At 63.3% G+C, this 19,300-nt stretch carries 19 protein-coding genes; 16 read left to right on the top strand and 3 right to left on the bottom strand.

Translation table 11 applies throughout. From position 1 onward, the window contains the following. Window positions 1-26: 26 nt before the first annotated feature. Window positions 27-1,391 carry an isochorismate synthase gene (locus AB4Z15_RS05880; protein ID WP_442016495.1) on the bottom strand — a complete coding sequence of 455 codons (1,365 nt, stop codon included), beginning with the start codon at window positions 1,389-1,391 and terminating at the stop codon, window positions 27-29. Between the two features lie 91 nt (window positions 1,392-1,482). Between AB4Z15_RS05880 and AB4Z15_RS05875 the strand changes: the two genes are divergently transcribed. The 5 genes from AB4Z15_RS05875 to AB4Z15_RS05855 all read left to right on the top strand — a co-directional run bounded on the left by AB4Z15_RS05875 (window position 1,483) and on the right by AB4Z15_RS05855 (window position 6,170). Continuing rightward, the gene (locus AB4Z15_RS05875; protein WP_431116086.1) at window positions 1,483-2,253 is read left to right on the top strand and encodes a demethylmenaquinone methyltransferase; all 771 of its coding nucleotides are present in this window, start codon (window positions 1,483-1,485) and stop codon (window positions 2,251-2,253) included. Between the two features lie 22 nt (window positions 2,254-2,275). Further along, window positions 2,276-3,619, top strand: coding sequence for a geranylgeranyl reductase family protein (locus AB4Z15_RS05870; RefSeq protein ID WP_442016494.1), 1,344 nt, complete (start codon window positions 2,276-2,278; stop codon window positions 3,617-3,619). 9 nt (window positions 3,620-3,628) lie between these two features. Further along, the gene (locus AB4Z15_RS05865; protein ID WP_431116084.1) at window positions 3,629-4,732 is read left to right on the top strand and encodes a polyprenyl synthetase family protein; all 1,104 of its coding nucleotides are present in this window, start codon (window positions 3,629-3,631) and stop codon (window positions 4,730-4,732) included. Window positions 4,733-5,301: 569 nt separating this feature from the next. Beyond that, a complete protein-coding gene (locus tag AB4Z15_RS05860) occupies window positions 5,302-5,595 on the top strand; it encodes a type IV toxin-antitoxin system AbiEi family antitoxin domain-containing protein (RefSeq protein ID WP_442016493.1) in 294 nt (97 codons plus the stop codon). 53 nt (window positions 5,596-5,648) lie between these two features. Further along, entirely contained in the window at window positions 5,649-6,170 is a 522-nt protein-coding gene (locus tag AB4Z15_RS05855) for an endonuclease domain-containing protein (protein WP_442016492.1), read from the top strand. 166 nt (window positions 6,171-6,336) lie between these two features. On the opposite strand, the gene AB4Z15_RS05850 is transcribed toward AB4Z15_RS05855, so the two are convergent. Together AB4Z15_RS05850 and AB4Z15_RS05845 are read right to left on the bottom strand one after the other, a co-directional pair. Then, the gene (locus AB4Z15_RS05850) at window positions 6,337-6,759 is read right to left on the bottom strand and encodes a hypothetical protein (protein WP_442016491.1); all 423 of its coding nucleotides are present in this window, start codon (window positions 6,757-6,759) and stop codon (window positions 6,337-6,339) included. 13 nt (window positions 6,760-6,772) lie between these two features. Beyond that, window positions 6,773-7,444: a trimeric intracellular cation channel family protein gene (locus AB4Z15_RS05845; protein ID WP_431116081.1), complete on the bottom strand. Its 672-nt coding sequence runs from the start codon at window positions 7,442-7,444 to the stop codon at window positions 6,773-6,775. Here AB4Z15_RS05845 and AB4Z15_RS05840 point away from each other — a divergent pair, their 5' ends adjacent. The 11 genes from AB4Z15_RS05840 to AB4Z15_RS05790 all read left to right on the top strand — a co-directional run bounded on the left by AB4Z15_RS05840 (window position 7,445) and on the right by AB4Z15_RS05790 (window position 19,299). Then, window positions 7,445-8,212, top strand: coding sequence for a sirohydrochlorin chelatase (locus tag AB4Z15_RS05840; protein ID WP_442016490.1), 768 nt, complete (start codon window positions 7,445-7,447; stop codon window positions 8,210-8,212). A 152-nt stretch (window positions 8,213-8,364) separates the two neighbouring features. After that, a complete protein-coding gene (locus AB4Z15_RS05835; RefSeq protein WP_442016489.1) occupies window positions 8,365-10,107 on the top strand; it encodes a nitrite/sulfite reductase in 1,743 nt (580 codons plus the stop codon). Next, window positions 10,104-10,838, top strand: a complete 735-nt coding sequence (locus AB4Z15_RS05830) for a phosphoadenylyl-sulfate reductase (RefSeq protein ID WP_442016488.1) — start codon at window positions 10,104-10,106, stop codon at window positions 10,836-10,838. Before AB4Z15_RS05835 ends, AB4Z15_RS05830 begins: the two co-directional genes overlap by 4 nt. Then, window positions 10,835-11,950 (top strand): sulfate adenylyltransferase subunit CysD, encoded by a 1,116-nt coding sequence (cysD, locus tag AB4Z15_RS05825; protein WP_442016487.1) that lies wholly within the window; start codon window positions 10,835-10,837, stop codon window positions 11,948-11,950. The genes AB4Z15_RS05830 and cysD overlap by 4 nt, the downstream gene beginning before the upstream one ends. Beyond that, window positions 11,951-13,354 (top strand): sulfate adenylyltransferase subunit 1, encoded by a 1,404-nt coding sequence (locus AB4Z15_RS05820; protein ID WP_442016486.1) that lies wholly within the window; start codon window positions 11,951-11,953, stop codon window positions 13,352-13,354. A gap of 112 nt (window positions 13,355-13,466) precedes the next feature. After that, a complete protein-coding gene (gene mmuM / locus AB4Z15_RS05815) occupies window positions 13,467-14,420 on the top strand; it encodes a homocysteine S-methyltransferase (protein ID WP_442016485.1) in 954 nt (317 codons plus the stop codon). Window positions 14,421-14,646: 226 nt separating this feature from the next. Then, on the top strand, window positions 14,647-15,795 hold the full coding sequence (locus AB4Z15_RS05810) for an ABC transporter substrate-binding protein (protein ID WP_442016484.1): 1,149 nt from the start codon (window positions 14,647-14,649) through the stop codon (window positions 15,793-15,795). Between the two features lie 100 nt (window positions 15,796-15,895). After that, window positions 15,896-16,627: an ABC transporter ATP-binding protein gene (locus AB4Z15_RS05805; RefSeq protein WP_442016483.1), complete on the top strand. Its 732-nt coding sequence runs from the start codon at window positions 15,896-15,898 to the stop codon at window positions 16,625-16,627. Next, a complete protein-coding gene (locus AB4Z15_RS05800) occupies window positions 16,617-17,561 on the top strand; it encodes an ABC transporter permease (RefSeq protein ID WP_442016482.1) in 945 nt (314 codons plus the stop codon). The genes AB4Z15_RS05805 and AB4Z15_RS05800 overlap by 11 nt, the downstream gene beginning before the upstream one ends. A 104-nt stretch (window positions 17,562-17,665) precedes the next feature. Further along, window positions 17,666-18,223: a dihydrofolate reductase family protein gene (locus tag AB4Z15_RS05795; RefSeq protein ID WP_442016481.1), complete on the top strand. Its 558-nt coding sequence runs from the start codon at window positions 17,666-17,668 to the stop codon at window positions 18,221-18,223. A 35-nt stretch (window positions 18,224-18,258) separates the two neighbouring features. Then, the gene (locus tag AB4Z15_RS05790) at window positions 18,259-19,299 is read left to right on the top strand and encodes an LLM class flavin-dependent oxidoreductase (RefSeq protein WP_442016661.1); all 1,041 of its coding nucleotides are present in this window, start codon (window positions 18,259-18,261) and stop codon (window positions 19,297-19,299) included. The last annotated feature ends 1 nt before the right edge of the window (window position 19,300 follow it).

Genomic DNA, 19,300 nt, shown 5'->3' with positions numbered 1-19,300 from the left:
GCGAGTCCCAGTCTGAGATCCCAGATTCAACGCTGAATGCCCAGGGCCTCAAGCATTGGCCGGAATTTAGCCCACGTCTCGGCAAGCTCAGCCTCCGGCTGTGAACCCTCCACGATCCCGCAGCCCGCGTAAAGGCGCACTGTATTGGCGTCCTCGATGACCGCACCGCGCAAAGCGATGCCCCATTCGCCATTGCCGGCAGCGTCCAGCCAACCCACCGGCCCGGCATAGGGGCCACGGTCCAGGTGCTCCAGTTTTCGGATCAGCGCACCGGCCACCAAGGTAGGCGTTCCGCAGACAGCTGCAGTTGGATGTAGCGCGTTGATCAGGGCCAAGCACGTGGGCACGTGGCCTTCGATATCAGCAAGCTCAGCTTTGACGTCCGAGGCCAGATGCCACACATTGGGCAGTTCCAGAATGAAGGGCTCGCTGTGGGAGTTCATCGCCTCGGAAAACGGCGCCAGCTGGCGGGTCAGCGAATCAATCGCGATTTCGTGCTCGTGGCGCTGCTTTTCAGATCCGGCCAGAACCCGCTCGGCGTACGCCATGGGGGATCCGTCTACACCTTCGGCGTCGCGGCGATCCAACGTTCCGGCCAGCACGCGGGCCTGGGCCGTGCGACCCTCCACCTGAATCAGCATTTCAGGTGTCGCACCCACCAAACCGTCAACACCATACGTCCAGCATTCCCGGTACCGTGCCGCCAGCTGGCGAAGCACCTCCGCAGCGTTCACGCCGGCAGGAAGGTTGGCTACGACGTCGCGCGCCAGGACAAGTTTCTCCAGCTTGCCGGTGCGGATTTCCGCCACGCCGTTGGAGACGGCCTGCATCCAATCCATTTCGCTCAAGGAACCGCGGCTGAGGTAACCAGCCGCACCGTTGGGCGAAAGAGCGTCAGGTGACAGCCCGACGTCGGCCCGTCCTGCCGCTAGGGCCTCACCATCGTCTTCGCATTGGTCGGCGCTTGTCAGCCAGCGGTCCAGGGCGGCGAGGACGCCCGCCTCGGTGAGCTCGGCGTCGTCGAACGTTAGTTGGGTGGCCCAGGCGCGGCCGTCGCGCATGCCAATCACCATCTCAGGGACGATCAGCCGGGAAACGTGCGGGGACATCTTGGAAAAAGCGAACGATCCGAACGCAACCGGGCCAGTGCCTGGAATCTCCACGTGATCAGTGATTTCGGCCTCAAGAATGAGGTGCCGCCACCAGATATCAGCCTCAAGGAAGCGCTCAGGGCCCGAGGCGTTGAACCGTGTGAGCTCGCCGTACCCCACCAGGCCGGCTTCGCGGCGTGACCAGCAGAGGACGTCGTCCCGGACCAGAAACGACGGCAGCCCCCCGGAGGATGATTCGACATCGAGGGGGACTGTCAAGGTACGGAGCGTGCTCGTCATGATGGAACAACAGTACTCCCGCGTGCCACCAGAACCTGAGCCGAGTTCTACAGCGCAGCAAAGTCGGCTGAATGTCTGAGACAATTGCAGGGTGAACCGAGCATCCTTGGAAAAGCGTCCGGACGAAGTTGCGACGATGTTTGACGATGTCGCCCCTAAATACGACGTCGTGAATGACGTCCTCTCCATGGGGCAGACGCGTCGGTGGCGCCGGATCGTGGTGGATGCCATGGATGTGAAGGTGGGCCAGAAGGTCCTGGACCTCGCCGCTGGAACGGGCACCTCCAGCGAACCGTACGCCGATGCCGGTGTGAATGTTGTGGCCTGCGACTTCTCCCTGGGCATGCTCAAAGTGGGCAAACGACGCCGCCCGGACATCGACTTCATCGCCGGAGATGCCACCAACCTGCCGTTCGCGGACAACAGCTTTGACGCTTCCACTATTTCCTTCGGCCTGCGGAACGTTGTCGAACCGCGCAAAGCGCTCGAGGAAATGCTGCGCGTCACCAAGCCGGGCGGCCGGCTGGTCATCGCCGAGTTCTCCCACCCCGTGGTGCCGCTGTGGCGCAACCTCTACACCGAATACCTGATGCGCGCCCTCCCGGCCATCGCCACCAAGGTCTCCTCCAACCCGGACGCGTACGTGTACCTCGCCGAATCCATCCGCGCCTGGCCGGACCAGGACCACCTGGCCCAGTGGCTCAGCGAAGCAGGCTGGACGGACATCACCTACCGCAACCTCAGCGGCGGCATCGTCGCGGTACACCGCGCACAGAAGCCGGCCGAGCACCGCGAAAGCGTTCCCGTGGCCAAGCTCCGCCGCCAGATCAAACCGCGCCGGTCCGGCAGCCAGCCCAGCTGACGTGCCACTTATTTAGGACGACGTGAAAGTACTGATTGTTGGCGCGGGGCCCGCTGGGTCCACCGCGGCCTATTACCTCGCCCAAGCCGGCATTGATGTCACAGTGCTGGAAAAGACTTCCTTTCCCCGCGAAAAAGTTTGCGGCGACGGTCTGACCCCCCGCGCCGTCCGTGAGATCCAGAAGCTCGGATTGCCGCATGCTGAGTCCGAGGGCTGGCGCCGAAACAAGGGGCTTCGACTCATTGCAGGCGGCCGTACCATTGAGCTGCCGTGGCCCGAGGTTTCAGACTTTCCCACGTACGGACTGATTCGGACACGTCTGGGGTTCGACGAAGAGTTGGCCCGTCACGCGCAGTCCGCGGGCGCCGTCGTGCTTGAACGCCACAGCGTCACTTCAGCCTTGCAGTCCGACGACGGTCGCGTCATCGGCGCACGGGCCTCCATCCTTGACGAGTCCGGACGCAAGACGGGCGAAACGCGCGACTTCCATGCCGACGTCGTACTCGCCGCGGACGGTAACTCCACGCGAACCGCCGTGTCGCTGGGTATGCACAAGCGTGACGACCGCCCGCTGGGTGTCGCCGTTCGCACCTACTTCACATCCCCCAGGCACGAAGACGACTGGATGGAAGGCTGGCTGGAGCTCCCTGGCAAGTCGGGCAAACCGCTGCCCGGCTACGGCTGGGTGTTTGGCGTCGGCGACGGAACGTCCAACGTCGGCCTTGGCATCCTGAACTCTTCCAAGGAATTCGGCAAGCTGGACTACAAGCAGGTCCTGCGCGAATGGACCGCTGGAATGCCCTCTGATTGGGGCTTTACCCCTGAGAACCAGGTTGGGGAGATCCGCGGCGCCGCTCTGCCCATGGGCTTCAACCGCACGCCTCACTACTCGCCCGGGCTGCTCCTGCTGGGCGACGCCGGCGGCATGGTGTCACCGTTCAACGGCGAGGGCATCTCCTACGCCATGGAGTCTGCCCGGTTCGCGGCTGAGTTCCTGATTGACGCTGCTTCACGTTCGGCCTCCGCCGGATGGACCGCCGACGACGCCGACGCCCACCTTTCGCGGTACGCGGACTATGTGCGGGACCAGTGGGGATCGCACTTCACTTTGGGTCGAATGTTTGCTTCCTTGATCGGGAAGCCGGCCGTGATGAAGCTTGCCCTGCGAACGGGTATGCCGATTCCGATGTTGATGCGCTTTGTGGTGCGTATGCTCGCCAACCTCACGGATCCGTCCGCGAAGGGCTTCGAAGACCGCGTAATCCGCGTCCTTGAGATGCTCGTTCCGGCCACGTCCAACACTTCCTCTGTCCGCCCTTTTAAGGCGGCAGACTCCGACACCGCGGTTTCCGCAACAACTAGTTAGGGTTAAGCCGTGACGAACTCTGCCGAACACAGCTGGACGCATGCCGGGCACGGCCTGCCGGACTCTGTTGAGCCTGCCCCCAACACCACCGCGATCGCAACGGGCCTCCAGCTGCCCGCCGGTTTTGCCGCCATCGCCGGCGACGCCGAACTCGGCCCAGCCATCACCACCAACCTCGCCCGCGTGGAAAAGAAGCTTCGCGAAGCCATCTCCAACTCGGACCCCCTGGCTGACGCAACGTCGCGCCACCTGGTGGAAGCCGGCGGCAAGCGCATCCGTCCGCTGCTCACACTGCTGTGCGCGCACCTTGGAGATGCTTCCCGTCCTGAAGTTGTCCAGGCTGCAGTCGTGGTTGAACTGACGCACCTCGCAACGCTCTACCACGACGACGTCATGGACTCTGCACCGTTCCGCCGTGGCGCTCCGACCGCCCACGAAGTGTGGGGCAACTCCGTGGCCATCCTCACCGGCGACCTCATCTTTGCTCGGGCCTCCATCCTGGTCTCAGAGCTCGGCTCCCGTGCTCTCGGCATCCAGGCCCGGACCTTCGAACGCCTCTGCCTCGGCCAACTCCACGAAACCGTCGGCCCGCGCGAGGACGAAGACGCAGTGGAGCACTACCTGTCCGTCATCGCCGACAAAACTGGATCCCTGGTTGCAGCCTCCGGCCAACTCGGCGCGATCTTCGCCGGTGCCGATCCCGCGTACGAGGACCTCCTGGTTGAGTACGGCGAGAAGGTTGGCGTGGCCTTCCAGCTCGCCGACGACGTCATCGATGTCACCGGCGTTAAGGTCAAGTCAGGAAAGTCCCCGGGCACCGACCTCCGCGAAGGTGTTCCCACACTGCCCGTGCTGCTGCTGCGCCGCGATGCTGCTGCAGGTGATTCCTCAGCGGCTGCGCTCTTGAAACTTGTGGACGGGGACTTGACGTCAGATGCCGCCCTTGCCGACGCCGTGGCTGGTTTGCGCGAGCACCCGGTGACCACAGAATCCTGGAAGATCGCCCGCCAGTGGTCCGCCGAGGCCGTTGCCGCCTTGGCGCCGCTGCCGGAGGGCGTTGTGAAGGCGTCGCTGACTAACTTCGCGCACGCAGTGGTGGATCGGAGCAGCTAGCTTCGTCCTTTTGACGGGCGTCCGGACCTTCGTGGGCCGGGCGCCTGCTTGTTGTTCCGCGCATTTTGGGCCCGGGCCTTGGTGTACCCTCACCACCCACTTTGAGGCTGCGGGCGTGGTGACACGCCGGTGGTTGCGGTGTGTTGTGCCATCGGTGGAACCAAAGTGGGTGGTGGCCGTACGCGCCCAAACTTTTAGTCCCCTGGAAAAACGGAATGGCCCCGGCTCGCTGCAACGTTACGAGTCATACGCTGCACCGAACCGGGACCACAATCTCCGTTCGCATCAGACCCACCGGAGGCATTTAGTGGATCCGTAAATAGCTTATGACAATCCTGTCACATATGCAACTCTTCGAGTCAATGGTTTTCGCGGTCCCGCAGAGTGGTTTACAACCAAGCGCCGGTCCTCCACCACTAACTTCGGATTTTCGGGAGGGAGGACTCGCCGAATTTGGGGTGTGCCACAACCTCAGGGCCCCCAAATCAGGTGGGGGAGGTACGCGGCAGTTATCCACATAGGGGACTTCGCGCCCATTGCAGAGGCTACGAAGAACTCAGCATGGCTGTATGGACATCGACAATTTCCTCCGAAGCCGGCGTGGAGTAGCAACCACGTCCACCCTGATGACTGCGGGTTTTAGTCGCCGCATGCTCACAAAGGCAGTGAGGGACGGAGTAGTCAATCGCCTTCATCGCGGCGTCTACATGTCCCGGGCATCAGACCCCGACGTCGTTGCCGCCTTCCGAGCCGACGGCTTAATTACCTGCATCTCGGCAGGGCGCTTCTATGGTCTCTGGACACTAGGGGGCGCAGGCGCTCTCCATCTCAGCTGCAGCACGGGACAAGCGAGGCGGGTGTAGTCCACCACGGAGCCTGCCTGCACCCAGTCCACTCGTATCTGCCTATAGCGGGCGTGGCCGATGTCCTGATCCACGCCCTCCGATGTTTGCCTGAACTCGAAGCGCTGGTCATGGTGCAGAGCGCGGTCAGCTTGGCGCTCCTTTCCAAGGATTTCCTGGAATCAAAGCTTCCTGGCAACAGGAACGGCAAGGTTCGGGAAACCCTGGACTTGGTTCTGCCTCGGGCCGACTCACTCCTGGAAGTACTCGCGCACACCCACTTCACCCGCGCAGGTCTTAGGGTCCAGATGCACGTGGACATCCCGGGCGTAGGGGAGGTGGACTGCTTGGTAAACGAATGCCTGATCGTTGAACTCGACGGCGGCACGCACCTTGAGGGAAAACAGGTCAAGAAGGATCAGTATAGGAACAACGCAGGCATGCGCAGAGGGCTATTGAGCCTCCATTACTACTACGTGGACGTCGTTCATCATCCGGAGAGGATGGTCGCCGAAGTCATGGCAGTCCTGTTCAACAGGGAAGTTGGCCGCTTCGCGCCGGCGAGGTACGCGCCTGCGTGGGTTCCGTCGTCGTGAGTTTGTCCCGCAACCACCTACTTTGACCCCAATTTTCCGGCGAAACACCCCGGAAGCGGCGTGTCAGGGCAGTTCCAAATTCAAAGTGGGTGGTGGCCGCACAGGCCGCCCAAACAAAACAGCCCCCACACCCCCAAACGGGGGCGCAGGGGCTGCCAGCCAAAACTTAGTCTTCGTCGTTGAACGCCCACTCGAACATGTCGAAGACGAACTCGGAGAATGTGCCTTCTTCGCTCTTCCACTGGCCGCGGGCATTGTTGCGGCGCCACACGATGGGGTCCGGGATGCTGACATCGGCAATGCGGAAGCCCCAGGTGAATTGTTCCTCTTCGTCCTCCAGGAACATGAGGAAGCCTTCGTCATCCACCTCGAGTTCCTCGGGATCCCAGAAGTAGTGGTAGGCCTCCATGAGGTCTTCGCAGCCACCGAGGGCGAGGTAGAACTCGCGCAGAACCAGCGGGATGGTGAAGGAGTGGTCGGCGAGGGCCTCGTCCAGTTCCCCGGAGGTGAGCCCGTCTTCTTCCTGCCATTCATCCTCGAGATACTTTGGGACCAGCGCGCGGAACTTCTCGAGGAACATGTCAGTCATGCTCTTATCCTAGCTAATCGCGGGCACCCGAAATTGCGCCCCCGCCGGTGCCTGCACGCTGCCATCCGCGCACGGCCAGGGGAACGTACCAACTGCGCCTCCAGGCTGTGACACGGAAGGCGAAAACAATGCCTGCCACTAAGCATGCGGTGAGCCCGCTGAACAGGCCGAGGTGCCAGAGCAGGGTGGTCAATCCGGCCCCCACAAATGCGGGTAGCGCGTAGATGTCGCGGGCATCAAAAAGGGTAGGAATCTCGTTGGCGGTGATGTCGCGCAACAGGCCGCCGCCCACTGCTGTTGTCACTCCCAGAAGGATCGCAGCCACGGGATTCATGCCGGACGTGAGTGCCTTCAACGTCCCGGTGATGCAGAACAGGGCCAGCCCGCCGGCGTCGAACAGTGTTAACAAGGACGTGAAGCGCTGCACGGAAGAAAACAGGAAGTACACCAGCAGGGCGGCGAACAGGGGCGGGATCAGGTAGACCGGGTTTGTGAACGCCACAGGCGGGCCGGCGTTGATGACGACGTCGCGGATCGCACCGCCACCCAGCGACACAATGGATGCCAGGAGCACCGAACCCACGATGTCGAATTGTTTGCGGGCCGCCAGCAGTGAACCCGAGACCGCGAAGAAAAACACGCCGACCAGGTCAAGCCACAGAAGGACAATGTCGATGGAAATCAAGTGGACGGGTTCTTTCTGCCTGCGACTCTCAGTAGGTGCTGGCTCAACGTTACGCTAGCTCCCATGAACAGCCCCGTTTTGATCGCCTGTGCCCACGGAACCCGCAACGCCGAAGGCCAGGCCGCCATCCGCCGCGTCATGGCAGAAATTGAAGCCCAGCGTCCCGGCCTCCAGGTCCTTGAGGCGTACGTGGACGTGCAGGAGCCTGAGCTGTCCGGGGTGGTGGAGGGCCTGCCCGCGGGGACTGCCGCCGTCGTCGTGCCGCTTTTGCTGAGTACCGGCTTCCACATCAAGGTTGACGTGCCCAAGGCGATCAAGAGCCGGCCGGAGGTCGTGGCCGCGAGGCCGCTGGGTCCGGATCCGCGCTTGGCGGAGCTGCTTGCCACCCACTTGCGCGCTGCCGGGCTGAACGAGAACGACGGCGTGCTGCTGGCTGCCGCGGGATCGTCCCTTCCAGACGGCTCGGTGGACTCCGAGGAGCAGGCGCGACTCCTCGCAGAACTGCTGCCGAACAAGGTGCGGGTGGCCTACGGTGCCAGCGCGCAGCCGACAGTGCCCGACGGCGTCGCCTCCTTGCGTGCCGAACTCGCCGACGACGGGGCAAACGGGAGGGTTTTCATCGCCTCGTACCTGCTCGCAACGGGTTATTTCCACGACCAGCTGGCCAAGGCTGGGGCGGACATTGTTACGGCTCCGCTGTTGCCGTCGCCGGTTCTCGCGGAGATAGCACTGGAGCGTTTTGACGCCGTACTGGCAAGGGCGTCCTAACCTTTATTTGCGCGGCGGGAGCCCAAAAAGGACCTGCATATACAGGCTCTTGGGACAAGGCCGCTGGCGTGTTCGTGACGAAATGTTTCCCTAGGTGACTTAGCGTTTCCGGACCTTTGCTGACCAAAACTGGCCACACCTAAAGTCGACGTATGACAGATACAGCTGTAGCCGGTGCGCCCGCGGACTCCGCAGTCCCCTCGCGCCCAGCACGCACCCGCCCTGCCGCCAAGCCTCACGGCCAGTGGAAGGTTGATGGCACTGAGCCGCTCAACGCCAACGAAACCTGGAAGCAGGAAGACAACGGGCTGAACGTCCGTGAGCGGATTGAGTCTGTCTACTCCAAAGAGGGCTTCGACTCGATCGACGGCACCGATCTCCACGGCCGTTTCCGCTGGTGGGGTCTTTACACCCAGCGCAAGCCCGGGATCGACGGCGGCAAGACCGCAACACTTGAGCCGCACGAGCTCGAAGACAAGTACTTCATGCTTCGCGTCCGCATCGACGGCGGTGCGCTGACCACCGAGCAGCTGCGCGTTATCGGCCAGATCTCCGTGGACTTCGCCCGCGGATCGGCCGACCTCACGGACCGCCAGAACATCCAGCTGCACTGGATCCGCGTGGAGGATGTGCCGGAAATCTGGCGCCGTCTTGAATCCATCGGCCTGTCCACCACCGAGGCCTGCGGCGACGTTCCCCGCGTCATCCTCGGTTCGCCGGTTGCCGGCATCGCCAAGGACGAGATCATCGATCCCACGCCGCTCATCCACGAGCTCGCCGAGCGTTTCATCGGCGACCCCGAGCTGGCCAACCTGCCGCGCAAGTACAAGACCGCGATCACCGGCCACCCTTCCCAGGACGTGGTCCACGAGATCAACGACTTCGCCTTGGTGGGCGTTGTCCACCCCGAACTCGGTGCCGGTTACGACCTCTGGGTTGGCGGCGGCTTGTCCACCAACCCGCGCCTGGCAGAGCGCCTTGGCGTGTTCGTCTCGGCCGACGTCGCCGCTGAAGTGTGGCTCGGCGTCACCAGCATCTTCCGCGACTACGGTTACCGCCGCATGCGTACCAAGGCCCGCCTGAAGTTCCTGATGAACGACTGGGGCCCCGCCAAGTTCCGCCAGATCCTTGAAGACGAATACCTCGGCTTCAAGCTCCCGGACGGCCCCGCAGCTCCCAAGCCCACGGCTCCCGGAGACCACATCGGCGTCCACGAGCAGAAGGACGGCAAGTTCTTCATCGGCGTTACCCCCACGGTTGGACGTACCTCCGGCGAGGCACTTGTCACGCTGGCCGACACCCTGGAGAAGCACGGCAGCTACCGGCTCCGCACTACTCCTCACCAGAAACTCGTCATCCTGGACGTCGCCAAGGAGCAGGTAGAGCCGCTCATCGCCGAACTGGACACGCTGGGCTTCTCCGCCCGTCCGTCCGTGTTCCGCCGCGGCACTATCGCCTGCACTGGCATCGAGTTCTGCAAGCTGGCCATCGTGGAAACCAAGGTCACCGCGGCAACCGCCATTGCTGAACTGGAACGCCGCCTGGCCGACCTCGTGGAGACCAAGCAGCTCCCGCAGGCACTGTCCCTGCACATCAACGGCTGCCCCAACTCCTGCGCCCGCATTCAAACCGCGGACATCGGCCTCAAGGGCATGATGCTGCCAACGCCCGACGGCGACCCCACCCCGGGTTTCCAAGTCCACCTCGGTGGCGGGCTGGCTAACAACGAGCGTGAGGAAGCCGGTTTGGGACGCACTGTCCGCGGCCTCAAGGTCACGGTCGAAAACCTGCCCGACTACGTGGAGCGTGTGGTCCGCAAATTCGTCGCCGTCGGCGCCGAGGGCCAGACCTTCGCCGAATGGGCACTCTCCGCAGACGAAGGAGACCTCCAGTGACAGATCCCCAAACGCTGCCGGCACGCCCCGCACTTCGCTCACACGAAGAACTCAAGGCACTGGCCGAAGCCGGAGCTGCAGAGCTTGGTTGGAACGCGCCCGCCCGCGATGTCATCGCCTGGGTAGCCCGGAACTTCGAGCTGCCCGCGGTAACCGTGGCTTGCTCCATGGCCGACGCCGTTCTTCCGGCCTTGGTCGCGGACCAGCTTCCCGGCGTCGACGTTTTGTTCCTTGAGACCGGCTATCACTTCAAGGAAACGTACGAGACCCGCGATGAAGTAGCGGCGAACCTGCGCGTCAACGTGGTGGACGTCCTCCCGGAGAACACCGTGGAACAGCAGGACCGTTTGCTGGGCAAGGACCTGTTCGCCCGCGACCCCGCCCAGTGCTGCGCGCTGCGCAAGGTCCAGCCGCTTCGTCGCTCGCTTGCGGGCTACGAAGTGTGGTTCACGGGTGTGCGACGCGACGAAGGACCCACCCGCACCAACACGCCAGTGATCACCTGGGACGAGGGCTTCGGCCTGGTCAAGGTGAACCCGATGGTCGACTGGACCTTCGATCAGCTGGTGGAGTACTCCGAGGACAACATCCTTCCCGTCAACCCCCTCCTGAGCCAGGGCTACCCGTCCATCGGCTGCCAGCCCTGCACCCGCAAAGTGGCCCCGGGTGAAGATCCCCGCGCCGGCCGCTGGGCAGGATCCGACAAGACAGAATGCGGACTACACACATGAGCACTCAAACCACTAACGAGGAACTGGAGCTGGACGTGCTGGAAAGCGACCTAGAGACGCCGTCTGCCGCCCAGGGAGTGGCTTCTAAGGCTCCGGCCGAGGGACCCGACGCGAGCTTGCGAGTGCCGGGAAGGCCGCAGCCGCTGTCGGAGCCGCGCGCTGGGCTGATCGAAGATCAGCCGCGCGGCGCAGGGGCGGGGGCGGCAGACGGCGGCTCGTCCCGCCTGAGCTCACTCGACACCCTTGAATCAGAAGCGATTCACATCATCCGCGAGGTCGTTGCCGAGTTCGAGAAGCCTGCGCTGTTGTTCTCCGGCGGCAAGGATTCCGTGGTCATGCTGCATCTGGCCACCAAGGCCTTCTGGCCGGGCAAGGTTCCTTTCCCGGTCCTGCACGTGGACACGGGCCACAACTTCCCGGAGGTCATCGACTTCCGGGACCGCACCGTTGAGCGTCTTGGTCTGAAGCTGGTTGTTGGCTCCGTGCAGGAGTTCATCGACCGCGGCGAACTGGCCGAGCGTGCCGATGGCACCCGTAACCCGTTGCAGACCGTTCCGTTGCTTGATGCCATCCAGCGCAACAAGTTCGACGCCGTGTTCGGCGGCGGCCGTCGTGACGAGGACAAGGCCCGTGCCAAGGAGCGCATCCTGAGTCTGCGTGACGAGTTCGGCCAGTGGGATCCGCGCAATCAGCGCCCCGAGTTGTGGAACCTGTACAACGGCCGCCACACCGTGGGCCAGCACGTCCGTGCGTTCCCCATCAGCAACTGGACCGAGTTGGACATCTGGCGCTACATCGAGCGCGAGAACATCGAGCTCCCCGGCCTGTACTACGCCCACGAGCGTGAGGTCTTCGCCCGCGACGGCATGTGGCGTGCGGTAGGCGAGGTTTCCGAACCGTTGCCGCACGAGGAAGTCATCACCAAGCTGGTTCGCTACCGGACCGTGGGCGACATGTCCTGCACCGGTGCTGTTGAGTCCGATGCCCGCACCGTGGCCGACGTCGTAGTTGAAGTCGCTGCCTCCACCCTGACCGAACGTGGCGCCACCCGAGCAGATGATCGCATCTCCGAGGCAGCCATGGAAGACCGCAAGAAGGACGGCTACTTCTAAATGAGCACCGAAACACTGGCTGCCGGGCTGGAAACAGCCCTGCCCACAACCTTGTTCCGTTTCGCCACCGCCGGATCGGTCGACGACGGCAAGTCCACTTTGGTGGGCCGCCTCCTTCACGATTCGAAGGCGATCCTTGCTGACACGCTCGACGCCGTTGCCCGCACTTCTGCCGACCGCGGCTTCGGCGGGGACAAGGGTGGGATCGACCTCGCCCTCCTGACCGATGGCCTGCGTGCCGAGCGCGAGCAGGGCATCACCATCGATGTCGCCTACCGCTACTTCGCAACTGACCGCCGCAGCTTCATCCTCGCTGACTGCCCCGGCCACGTTCAGTACACCAAGAACACGGTGACGGGCGCGTCCACTGCGGATGCCGTCGTCGTACTCATTGACGCCCGCAAGGGTGTTCTTGAGCAGACCCGCCGGCACCTGTCCGTGCTGCAGTTGCTGCGCGTTGCCCACGTGATTGTGGCCGTGAACAAGATCGACCTGGTGGACTTCAGCGAGCAGGTTTTCCGCGACATCGAAACCGATGTGCAGAAGGTTGCCCGCGAGCTGGGACTTGGTTCCGATGGCGTTGCTGATCTGCTGGTGGTTCCTGTTTCTGCCCTTGATGGCGATAACGTGGTGGACCGCTCCGAGCGCACTCCCTGGTACACCGGTCCTGCACTGCTTGAGGTCCTTGAAACCCTCCCGGCAGCCGATGAGCTTGAGGCTGAACTGGAGAGCTTCCGCTTCCCGGTCCAGCTGGTGATCCGTCCGCAGGGTGCCCTGGCGCCTGATGCTGTGGCTGGTGGGCTGGACGTCGAGGCCTACCGTGACTACCGTGCCTACGCAGGCCAGATCACCGAGGGTTCCGTCAAGGTTGGCGACGAAGTCACTGTGCTGAGCCCTGGTCACGAGCCGCGTATCACCCGGATTATCGGCATCGATTTCGCTGGCAAGGAACTTCAGGAAGCGGCTGCTCCGCAGTCCGTTGCCGTTCGTTTGGCTGACGAGATCGATATTGCCCGTGGCGATACCATCGCTGCCGCAGGAACGGTCCGGGAAAGCACGGCTGACCTGTACGCATCGTTGGCGTGGCTCTCGCCGAAGCCCCTGCGTGAAGGCCAGAAGGTTCTGGTGAAGCACGGTACGCGCACGGTCCAGGCTTTGGTCCGCAACGTCACCGGCAAGCTTGACCTGGCTACGTTCAACGTGGAGCCTGCCTCGAGCCTTGAGCTCAACGATATCGGCCATGCCCAGCTTCGCCTGGCTGCTCCTTTGCCGCTGGAGAACTACCTGCACCACCGCCGTACGGGCGCTTTCCTGGTGATCGATCCCATGGACGGCAACACCCTTGCCGCCGGACTGGTCAAGGACCACCCGGGCGACCACGAAGACGAGCGCTACGTCATCTAAGGTCGAAGAGTCAGATAGACCGCAGCTTGTTCGAAATTCCCGGCCTTGTACGGCGGGGATTTCGAACAAGCTGCGGTTTTTTCATTGAGCGATTTAGCGGGAAGATCACTACATGCCACAGAACACAGCACTCAGCACCCTGTTGGACTCCGGGCAGGACCTCGTCCTGGATGGGGCCCTCGCCACAGAATTGGAGGCCCATGGCTGTGATCTTGAGGACGCCTTGTGGTCCGCCAAGGTCCTGCTGGAGCAGCCGCACCTGATCAAGCAGGTCCACCGCGACTATTACGACGCCGGTGCCTCCGTGGCCATCACAGCCAGCTACCAAGCCACTCCCCAAGGATTCGCGCGTCGCGGCCTGGGGGAGCGCGAGGCCTTGGAACTGGTGGCGTTGAGCGTGCAGCTTGCCGACGAGGCAAGGCGTGAGCACGCCGAGGCGAACCCTTCCAGTGGCCCACTCCTGGTGGCAGGATCCGTGGGCCCGTACGGTGCCTACCTTGCTGACGGCTCGGAATACCGGGGCGATTACAAGCTATCCCGCACGGAATTCATGGATTTCCACCGTCCACGCATCGCCGCTCTTGTGGAAGCCGGGGCAGATTTCCTGGCGTGCGAGACGCTTCCGTCGTTCGCCGAAGCGGAGGCTCTGTTGGCGCTCGTGGCGGAGTTCGACGTCGAATCCTGGTTCACGTTCACCCTGCGGGATGCGGAACACATCAGTGATGGAACGCCTCTGGCTGAAGTGGCTGCGCTGCTCCGTACGGAACCACGGGTGGCCGCCGTCGGGGTTAACTGTGTGCCGCTGGAACTGGTGACGTCGGCTCTCGGGACGCTGAACGAAGTTTCGGACAAACCGTTGGTCACGTACCCGAACTCGGGAGAGACCTACGATGCCGTCACGAAGACGTGGGGCCCTTCCGCAGGTGGTCACGGCACGACTACCCTCGCCGGGAACGCCGCTGACTGGCGTGACCGGGGAGCCCGGCTGATCGGTGGCTGCTGCCGCACGACGCCGCGCGACATCGCGGAGCTGGCAGCAAACATGACGCCAGGTGACCCTTCATGAACGCACGTGCCGCACAACGCGATGCAACTTTGAAGGCCCTGCGCTGAATATGACGTCACGTGACCCTGCGTGAACCTTGGTTTCTATGGGATTGAAGCCGAAATATGACAGTCCCTACTGTGAAGGCATGACCTTTCCGGAATGGTCCTTCCTTGCCCCGAACGGGCGATGTTACGGGGCCTGATCTTCGCCCCCTTCGCATCCCACATTTCCTTAGGACCTCCCCATGGCAAACACCCCCGAGTCACAGAAGCCCGATTCCGGCACCACCCGCATCGTCGCCGGTGAGACCAACAAGCCCAAGCGCCGCCGCACCCTTGAGATCGGATTGGCCGTCGGCCTGGTCCTGCTCATCGGTGCAGGCGCAGCGGTTGCGTCGGCCGTCTCCCGCAGCAACGAGGCCGCTCCGGCCCCCACAACGTCGCCTGCTGCTGAGCTCAAGCTCGGCTACTTCAGCAACGTGACGCACGGCCCGGCCCTGGTTGGCATCAGCAAGGGCATCATCGCCAAGGACCTCGGCGACACCAAGCTCAGCACCCAGATCTTCAACGCAGGCCCTGCCGCGATCGAGGCCTTGAATGCCGGCGCCATCGACGCCACGTACATCGGACCCAACCCGGCGATCAACTCGTTCGTCAAGAGCAACGGCGAGTCCGTCAGCATCATCGCCGGTGCAGCAGCAGGCGGCGCCCAGCTGGTGGTCAAGCCCGAAATCAACTCCGCAGCAGACCTCAAGGGCAAGGTCCTCGCCTCCCCGCAGCTTGGCGGAACACAGGACGTAGCCCTCCGCGCATGGCTGGGCCACCAGGGCTACAAGACCAACCCGGACGGCAGCGGCGACGTCAACATCAACCCGACCGAAAACGCCCAGACGCTGAAGCTCTTCCAGGACGGAAAGCTCGACGGCGCGTGGTTGCCCGAGCCGTGGGCATCCCGTTTGGTCCTCGAAGCAGGCGCGAAGGTCCTCGTGGACGAGAAGGACCTGTGGGACAAGGGTGAATTCACCACGACGATCCTGATCGTGAACAAGAAGTTCGCCGCTGAGCACCCGGAAACTGTGAAGGCACTGCTGAAGGGCCATGTTGAATCCGTGAACTGGCTGAACTCCGCAACGCCGGAAGAGAAGGCCAACACCATCAACGCCGTCCTCAAGGACACAGCCGGCAAGCCGCTCCCCGCCAACGTGATCGACCGAGCGCTGAAGAACATCACCTTCACCACAGATCCTCTGGCCGGAACGTACAAGAAGCTCCTCCAGGACGGCGTAGACGCCGGCACCACGAAGGCCGCCGATATCAACGGCATCTTCGACCTCCGGGCATTGAACGAGGTAGAGGGCAAGAAGACGTCCGCTGCAGGACTCGGCCAGGACTAAGCACCAACCGGCTGGTCCGCTTCCCCTCCGGAATACGGGTGGGGGAGCGGGCCAGCCTTCAGCCATATCAGCTCTACCAATCAACACGAAGGACGGGACCATGCCAGTCGTACTCGAGAACCTGGGCAAGCGCTTCGGCGACGGCGCCCCGGTGCTGGACGACGTCAATGCCACCATCGCGCAGGGCGAGTTCGTTGCCCTCCTCGGTGCGTCCGGCTGCGGCAAGTCCACGCTACTGAACATCATGGCGGGACTTGAGCATCCGACGTCGGGCGCCCTTGAGGTGCCCAGCGACGGCGCGGCCTTCATGTTCCAGGACTCAGCGCTGTTCCCGTGGTTGACGGCTCGAGGCAACATCGAGCTCGCACTTCAGCTGGCTGACAAATCCAGCACCAAGGCCAGCCGCCGCGAACGGGCAACCGAACTGCTGGAGCTGGTCCACCTCGGCGGTGCCGGCGACAAGCGTCCACACGAACTGTCCGGTGGCATGCGGCAACGCGTTGCCCTTGCACGTTCTTTGGCGCAGGACCGGCAACTGTTGCTGATGGACGAGCCTTTCGCTGCCCTTGACGCGATTACCCGCGATCTCCTTCACGACGAACTCGAGCGGATCTGGAAGGAAACCGGCCGCACCATCGTGTTTGTGACGCACAACGTTCGTGAGGCTGTCCGCTTGGGCCAGCGCGTGCTGCTTCTGTCCTCGCGTCCGGGTCGTGTTGTTGCCGAATGGGATGTGACCGAGGAACACCGAACTGATGCTGGTCGTGCTGGGGAGCTGACCGGAATCATTACCCGCCGGCTACGCGAGGAGATCCGCCGCCATGCCAAGTAACCCCACCACTACCCAAGAGCGGACCCTTCCCGTGAGCGAAACCAGCGAGCACATTACGTCGCCGTCCTTGAAGGGCAACCCCTCAGAGCTGCGTGACCTCGAAGCGGGCCTGGACAACCTCCAGTCCGATACCGGACGTAAAACCGGCATCGATTGGAAGCGCGTGCTGCTGCCGATCGCGGCCTTGGTAGTTCTCGTCCTCGTCTGGCAGTTCTACGTCTCTCTCGGCCTCAAGCGCCGTGACCAGGTTCCCGGGCCCCTTGATGTGCTCAACCAGCTGGTGACGCTCTGGGGCGAAGGCAGGGTTCAGGAATCGGTATGGACCTCGTTGCAGCGCGGGTTGATCGGCTTTCTGATCTCGGTAGTAGTAGCTACGCCTGTGGGCTTGTTGCTGGCACAGGTTGCTCCTCTCCGCCGTGCGTTTGGGCCGCTGATTTCCGGGCTTCAGGTGCTGCCGTCCGTGGCATGGGTGCCAGCGGCGATCATCTGGTTTGGCCTGACGGATGGCACCGTCTACTTCGTGGTCCTCATGGGTGCCATTCCGTCGATCATCAATGGCCTCATCTCCGGTGTGGACCAGATCCCGCCGCAATACCGCAGCGTTGGTACTGTGCTCGGCGCGAACCGGCTGCAGATGGCCCTGCAGATCGTGCTTCCCGCAGCACTTCCCGGATACATCGGCGGACTGAAGCAGGGTTGGGCTTTCTCCTGGCGTTCTTTGATGGCCGCGGAAATCATCGCTGTGGGTGGCACCATCGGCTTCGGGTTGGGCTCGCTGCTTGACCAAGGACGTGCGCTGTCAGACATGGCTGTGGTCATGTCCGCGATCCTGTTGATCCTGGCGGTGGGCATCCTGATCGAGCTCCTCGTTTTCGCCCCGATCGAGAAGCGCCTGCTGCAGCGGCGCGGTCTGCTGGCGGGCAGCAGCCGCTAAGCGCCCCCTTCTTAAAGCAACGCGGGGTCAGATATGGCCCATGTTTACGCCAAACATGGGCCATATCTGACCCCGCGTTGCTTTTAGCTGGCTAGAATCACCGCATGGGCCTTCTAACGTTCAGCATCAACGTCACGCTCGATGGTTGCATCGACCACCGGGAGGGCATCGCCGACGACGAGACGCACGCCCACTTCACCCGGCTTCTGGAGGAGAGCGGCGCGATGCTCTGGGGCCGCACCACGTACGAAATGATGGAGGACTACTGGCCGCTGGTAGCCCGTGGCGACGTCGATGCGCCGCCAGCTATGCGCGATTGGGCCCTCAAACTCGAGACCAAGCCCAAATACGTGGTCTCTGCGACCCGTAGCGACTTCCCGTGGACCAACAGCCATCACCTCGTCGGCGAGTTGCGCACTGCGGTGCAGGATCTCAAGGACGGGACTCCCGACGGCGTTCTTGTCGGCAGCGGCAGACTTGCCACCGAGCTGGACCGACTGGATCTTATCGATGAGTACAAGTTCCTGGTCCACCCCATGATCACCGGCCACGGTCCCACTCTGTACCAGGGCGGGCTGCCCAGCACCAGGCGCCTCGACCTGATCTCGGCACAGCCGCTCAGCAACGGCGCAGTCGCCATGCACTACCGACGCGCCGAGTGAGGAATTACCGGGCGCCCACGGCTGTTGTCCCGGACATGCACAACAAACGGATCGGCTTCCTTTCCTTCGGCCACTGGGCGCGCGTCCCTGGTTCGCTCGTTCCGTCGGCCGGTGAAGCGCTCAAGCAGGGCATCGAACTGGCGGTGGCGGCAGAGGAATTAGGGATCGACGGAGCGTTCTTCCGTGTGCACCACTTCGCCCGACAGCAAGCATCCCCGTTCCCGTTGCTCGCCGCGATCGCGGCGCGGACCAGCACCATCGAGATGGGCACCGGCGTGATCGACATGCGCTACGAGACACCGCTGTACATGGCGGAGGAAGCTGCTGCCACGGACCTGATCAGCGATGGCCGGCTTCAGCTCGGAATAAGCCGTGGTTCACCCGAGCCTGCCCTGAACGGAGCCGCCAACTTTGGCCATGTCCCAAATGAAGGCGAGGACACGGGCGACATGGCGCGGCGCCACACGGCACTTTTCCGCAAGGCCATTGCCGGGCACGGGGTTGCCCAAGCTGATCCCCACTACGCAGGCGGAGCCACCGGACTTCTGCCTATCCAGCCGCTCTCTCCGGGACTTCCACAGCGAATCTGGTGGGGAGCCGGCACCCGCAAGACCGCCGTCTGGGCCGCCGAGCAGGGCATGAACCTCATGAGTTCCACGCTCCTGACCGAAGACACCGGCGCCCCTTTCGACCAACTGCAAGCCGAGCAGATCCACATGTTCCGTGAGGCCTGGGCAGCTGCCGGGCACGACTTCGAGCCCCGCGTTTCAGTCAGCCGCAGCATCCTGCCGATCGTCGATGAGGTGGACAACCGCTACTTCGGCCTTCGCGCCCAAGCGGACCGGCAGGACCAGGTAGGAATTCTCGACGGCGCGTTGTCCCGTTTCGGGAAGAGCTACATCGGGGAGCCGGACGAGCTGGCGGAAGAACTCGCAGCCGATGCAGCCGTCCAGGCTGCCGATACTGTCCTGCTGACGGTGCCCAACCAACTCGGGGTGGAGTACAACGCGAAGCTCCTGGGGAACGTCGCGAAGTACATCGCACCCGCTTTTGGTTGGGCCCGCCAAAGCGCCTAAC

Origin of the sequence: Paenarthrobacter sp. 2TAF44 (assembly GCF_052114885.1) — a bacterium.
Classification (GTDB): domain Bacteria; phylum Actinomycetota; class Actinomycetes; order Actinomycetales; family Micrococcaceae; genus Arthrobacter.
Note: the sequence above shows the minus strand (reverse complement) of the source record. Positions and strands in the feature narration are given on the sequence as shown.

Excerpts from the sequence above, each read along its gene's own strand:
- AB4Z15_RS05880 (WP_442016495.1), bottom strand. The coding sequence starts at position 1,391 with ATGACGAGCACGCTCCGTACCTTGACAGTCCCCCTCGATGTCGAATCA.
- AB4Z15_RS05860 (WP_442016493.1), top strand. The coding sequence starts at position 5,302 with ATGGACATCGACAATTTCCTCCGAAGCCGGCGTGGAGTAGCAACCACG.
- AB4Z15_RS05850 (WP_442016491.1), bottom strand. The coding sequence starts at position 6,759 with ATGACTGACATGTTCCTCGAGAAGTTCCGCGCGCTGGTCCCAAAGTAT.
- AB4Z15_RS05835 (WP_442016489.1), top strand. The coding sequence starts at position 8,365 with ATGACAGATACAGCTGTAGCCGGTGCGCCCGCGGACTCCGCAGTCCCC.
- cysD (WP_442016487.1), top strand. The coding sequence starts at position 10,835 with ATGAGCACTCAAACCACTAACGAGGAACTGGAGCTGGACGTGCTGGAA.
- AB4Z15_RS05820 (WP_442016486.1), top strand. The coding sequence starts at position 11,951 with ATGAGCACCGAAACACTGGCTGCCGGGCTGGAAACAGCCCTGCCCACA.
- mmuM (WP_442016485.1), top strand. The coding sequence starts at position 13,467 with ATGCCACAGAACACAGCACTCAGCACCCTGTTGGACTCCGGGCAGGAC.
- AB4Z15_RS05810 (WP_442016484.1), top strand. The coding sequence starts at position 14,647 with ATGGCAAACACCCCCGAGTCACAGAAGCCCGATTCCGGCACCACCCGC.
- AB4Z15_RS05805 (WP_442016483.1), top strand. The coding sequence starts at position 15,896 with ATGCCAGTCGTACTCGAGAACCTGGGCAAGCGCTTCGGCGACGGCGCC.
- AB4Z15_RS05800 (WP_442016482.1), top strand. The coding sequence starts at position 16,617 with ATGCCAAGTAACCCCACCACTACCCAAGAGCGGACCCTTCCCGTGAGC.
- AB4Z15_RS05795 (WP_442016481.1), top strand. The coding sequence starts at position 17,666 with ATGGGCCTTCTAACGTTCAGCATCAACGTCACGCTCGATGGTTGCATC.
- AB4Z15_RS05790 (WP_442016661.1), top strand. The coding sequence starts at position 18,259 with ATGCACAACAAACGGATCGGCTTCCTTTCCTTCGGCCACTGGGCGCGC.